General features: G+C 66.0%; 4 protein-coding genes. All 4 read right to left on the reverse strand.

Features of this window, described 5'->3' with window-relative positions; all coding sequences use genetic code 11:
* Nucleotides 1-356: hypothetical protein (locus tag JNK68_03655; GenBank protein ID MBL8539446.1), on the reverse strand; the 356-nt coding region annotated here is incomplete at its 3' end.
* 204 nt (nucleotides 357-560) lie between these two features.
* Nucleotides 561-1,931, reverse strand: coding sequence for a DUF1254 domain-containing protein (locus JNK68_03660; GenBank protein ID MBL8539447.1), 1,371 nt, complete (start codon nucleotides 1,929-1,931; stop codon nucleotides 561-563).
* Nucleotides 1,932-2,450: 519 nt separating this feature from the next.
* A complete protein-coding gene (locus JNK68_03665) occupies nucleotides 2,451-2,894 on the reverse strand; it encodes a hypothetical protein (GenBank protein MBL8539448.1) in 444 nt (147 codons plus the stop codon).
* Nucleotides 2,895-3,004: 110 nt separating this feature from the next.
* Nucleotides 3,005-4,093: sulfatase-like hydrolase/transferase (locus tag JNK68_03670; GenBank protein ID MBL8539449.1), on the reverse strand; the 1,089-nt coding region annotated here is incomplete at its 5' end.

Raw genomic sequence — 4,093 nt, forward strand, 5'->3', positions numbered from 1 at the left:
GGAGCGGCCGCCTTGTGCACGCCCTTGCGATAGTCCTTGTAGTATCCCGGCATGAGTTGATTGGCGCCGGCACCACCCTTCGCCAGTGCGCTCTGCAGGCTGCTGCGATGCGGCACCGTGCTTCCCGGATAGAGCGCGACCGTCTGCTCCGTCGGCAGCCACTGGCCGAGCGTGCAGCGCGGAAAGAGGTAATCGAGCGGCGCCGCCTCGACGCCGAGCTCCTTGCGAAACTTCTGGTTGAACGGATCGACCGGGAGGCAACCTCGGAGCCCGAAGAAGACCATCCCGCTGTCGGGCACCTGGTACGCGTAGACCTCGCACAGCCGCCGCAGCACCGCATCGTTGATCTTGAGCATCGCGTCCTCCTGTCGCCGGTGAGTGGAACGATCCGGGACGTCGCCTCAGCCGGATCGCAGACGAGGTAAATAGCACAGTAGAGGGGCGCCAGCCATTCGGCCGAGTGGCGTAGGAAACCCGGCCTGGCCGCCCACGCAACGGTGGCGTTTCGGGACGCCAAGCTACAGCGCTGCGGCTTCAGCGTTGCGGGAATACCGCGATCGTCATGCGCCGTCGGGGGCGGACGCGGTGGGATCCGGGACGCGATGGAGTGCCGGCGGTGTCCAGCGTCCATCCAGTGCCTCGGCCTTGGGCAGGTAGAGACGGAGCAGGGCCGAGAAAGGGCCCTGCGGTGCCGGAAGCCAGTTCACTTCCAGGTCCTGCCCCGGGGATTCGTGCTGCAGCAGCAGCGTGACGCCGCCGTCGCCGTCGCGCCGGAAGCGGTCGACCATCGTCGAGTCGAGCCGGTAGCGGTGGATCGGATTGGCGACGAGCAAGTTGGGCGGCTGCTCATACATCGTCAGCGACCAGAAGGCGTCGACGGGGGGAAGACGATCCGGCTCGAAACGCAGGGTATAGCAATGGGCACCGCTCAGCTTTCGCCCGGCGGCATCGACGTAGTACGCCGGATACATGGCTTCCTCTTTCGAGTTGCCGTAAAGACCGAGGACGACGGCCGCCATGCGGTGAAGGTAGTTGTTCTGCAGATGCTCGCGCGTGCCGAAAAGGTCGCCCGAAGTGAGCCGTCCGGCGTCCACCGTTCTCTTCACCGCGGCAAGATCGGCCCACGCGTCGGCGATACCTTCACGCAGCGCCCTTCTCATGCCGGGCGCGAGCCGACCCGTGTCGATGACGTTGCACGCGCCGACGCCGATGCGTGCAAAGCGGCGCCGCAGATCCGACTCGCTCGGGTGCGTCGGGGCAAACTGCAGCGCGAAGCTCATGACGTTGAAGAAGTCGAGCGAGGAGCGCTGGGCTTCCGGGGAGAGCGGCTGGATGAAGTCGATCAGCGGTCTCGCTCTGGGCGCAGGTTCACCGAGAAATGCGGAGAGCGGCTGCACCAGATAGCGCGCCTGGATCTGCTTCACGTTCTCCAGGTCGGTCGGATGAAAAAGCTGCGTCCGAAACTGCGCCGAAGCGATCTCGGTTTCGCATCGCAGCACCTTGCTGATCCCGTGCGGGACCGCGCCGCGCCACTGCGGACCGGTGACGAGGAAGGCGCCACCGCCGTTGCCGCTCGTGCGCGTGCCGAGGTAGGCGAAGTTGTGCGTGTACAGATCGACGAGCTGCAGGCTCCAGTACCGCCCGCGCTCGATCGGCGGCACTGCGAAGACGATCGGCTCCGCGCGCAGGTCGAGCCCGATCCAGGAATAGGGCGTGTCGGCGTTCGGGCTCTGGACCGTTCTGTCGGCGGGCGTGTAGAGGCGCGCGACATGGGCGAGCTGGTTGTACGGCGCCTTGTATTCCGGATCCTGCCGATCGACGAAGTACGCGTGCTGGACACGGTAGTTGTCGACGAGGGGATAGCCGTAGACATAGGCTTCCCGGGCGATGGTGCGTGCGGCAGTAAGGGTGAGGTCGGGATTGGCGCGCATGGGGATCTACCATGCCGCGTCGACGGCGACGATCACCGCGATCACCCGGACTCTGTTCAGCCGATGAGGCAGCGGTATTGCGGACGAGCCTCTCCCGCGCCCGCCTCGTGCGCAGGTTGCCTTCATCGGACCGCGGCGGGCGTGTGCCGTGCGTCGTCCCGACGCGGGGCGCCGGAACTCGGGGCGCGCGATGGCTGCTTTTGCGTGTACCTGACGAACACCGCAAGGTGCTCGTTGACGGTCCGGCACGCGCACGCATCTTTGCCGAAGCCGGGATGTGAGTCCGACGTGCTCGCGGAATCAGCGGTCTCGAGGTTGGCGAGAACTGCCACCGGCTTCGCAGCGGGCGTCGTCAAAGCGCCGATCGGCATTGCCGCAGGGCCGAGGGCGGGCGCAGGTTCGTGGGCGAACAGCGAACCTGCCAGGAGGCTGCCGAGGGTGAGCACGACCGCCTTCGTCCCACGGACTGTCGTCCTGCGGACGAACCGCTCGGACGTGCGCGACGTGCTCACGCGCGTCCTAGAGCAGGGAACCGACGATGCCGCTCAGCTGGGAGCCGATGGCCTCCTTGACCGGCGCCTGCAGTGCCGGACTGATGCCCGACTTGCCGAGAGCGCTGCCGAAGACGTCCTTGAGCGCCGAAGTCTGGGAAGGATTCAGCTTCTTCGCCCCTGCCGCCACCTGGTCGGCCGAGAACGGCGCCTTGCATCCGCCGCCCAGTGCGGCGCAGAGCTGGTCGTTGAGCTTCGGCGTCGCGGCCGCGCTGTTGACGTTGCCGAGCAGCGACGACAACTCGCCATTGGCCTTCGCACCGCTCAGCAGATTTCCCGAAAGTTTGCTGACGGTGTCCGCACCGCCGAGCTGACCGTAGAGGCTGCCGGCGTTGAGGGCGCCCATGCCCGAGCAACCGGTGACGAGCAGGGTGAGGACACCGACCGCCAGACCGCGAACGAAGGTGTTCATGATTCGCTTCCTCCACGAGTGGTCATTCATGTCACGGCGCGATCGAGCGGCCGCATCGACAGTGTGCCACGCCGGGTGCCTCCCAAACTCGATATGCCAAAGCCGTTTCGTTACTTCGAACTGCTCGTCACCGACTCCATCACGCGATCGAGGTTGAAGCTGCCGGGCTTCTGCCGCGGCGGAAACTCCTTGAAGCTTTGCAGCCATCGGCCGACATAGGCGCCCGCCGGCGCGATCGCGTACATCCGCTCCATGTACCAGCGCTGGAAGCCCATCGCGTTCTCTTCCTCGGCGCGCTCGAACGGGTCCATGCGCAGGTTGGTGAGCAGCGGCGCGCGCAGCACGGTGAACGGCTCCTGCCAGACGCGCAGGCCGTGCGCCTTCTGCTCGAGGAAGGTGATTTTCAGGTCGTCGTAGCGCAGCGCGGCGACGCTGCCGTCGTCGGTCCAGTAGATGAACTCGTGGCGCGGCCATGCGGCTTCGCCGCGCAGCGCGGGCCCCAGGTCGTAACCGTCGAGGTGGACCTTGTACGAACGGCCGCCGATCGTCGCGCCCTTCTTCAGGTCTTCGGCGACGTTCTTGCCGCCAGCGGCGTTGACCAGCGTCAGCAGCATGTCCTCGTGCGCGGCGATGTCGTTGACGACCGTGCCGGGCTTGATGACGCCGGGCCAGCGGATGACGGTCGGCACGCGGTAGCCGCCTTCCCAGTTGGTGTTCTTCTCGCCGCGGAACATGGTCGTGCCGCCGTCGGGCCAGGTGAAGGTCTCCGCGCCGTTGTCGGTCGAATACATGACGATCGTGTTCTCCTCCAGCCCGAGTTCCTTCAGCTTCGCCAGCAGCTGGCCGACGTGGGCGTCGTGCTCGACCATGCCGTCAGCGTAGATGCCGAGCCCGGTCTTGCCGGCCGATGCCGCCTTGAGATGCGTGAAGATGTGCATCCGCGTCGAGTTCCACCAGATGAAAAAGGGCTTACCGGCCTTCTGCGCGCGCTCCATGAAGTCGAGTGACTTCGCCATCACCTCGTCGTCGATTGTCTCCATCCGCTTCTTCGTGAGCGGCCCGGTGTCCGTGATGCGTCCGTCGGCGAAGCTGTGGATGACGCCGCGCGGGCCGAACTTCTTCTTGAACTCCGGATCTTTCGGGTAGTTCTCGTTCTCCGGCTCCTCCTCGGCGTTTAGGTGATAGAGGTTGCCGAAGAA

It is taken from the genome of Betaproteobacteria bacterium (assembly GCA_016791345.1).
In the GTDB taxonomy this organism is placed as follows: Bacteria; Pseudomonadota; Gammaproteobacteria; order Burkholderiales; family JAEUMW01; genus JAEUMW01.

Bases quoted from the DNA above. Each gene is read 5' to 3' on its own strand.
- JNK68_03660 (MBL8539447.1), bottom strand. From the start codon at position 1,931: ATGCGCGCCAATCCCGACCTCACCCTTACTGCCGCACGCACCATCGCC.
- JNK68_03665 (MBL8539448.1), bottom strand. From the start codon at position 2,894: ATGAACACCTTCGTTCGCGGTCTGGCGGTCGGTGTCCTCACCCTGCTC.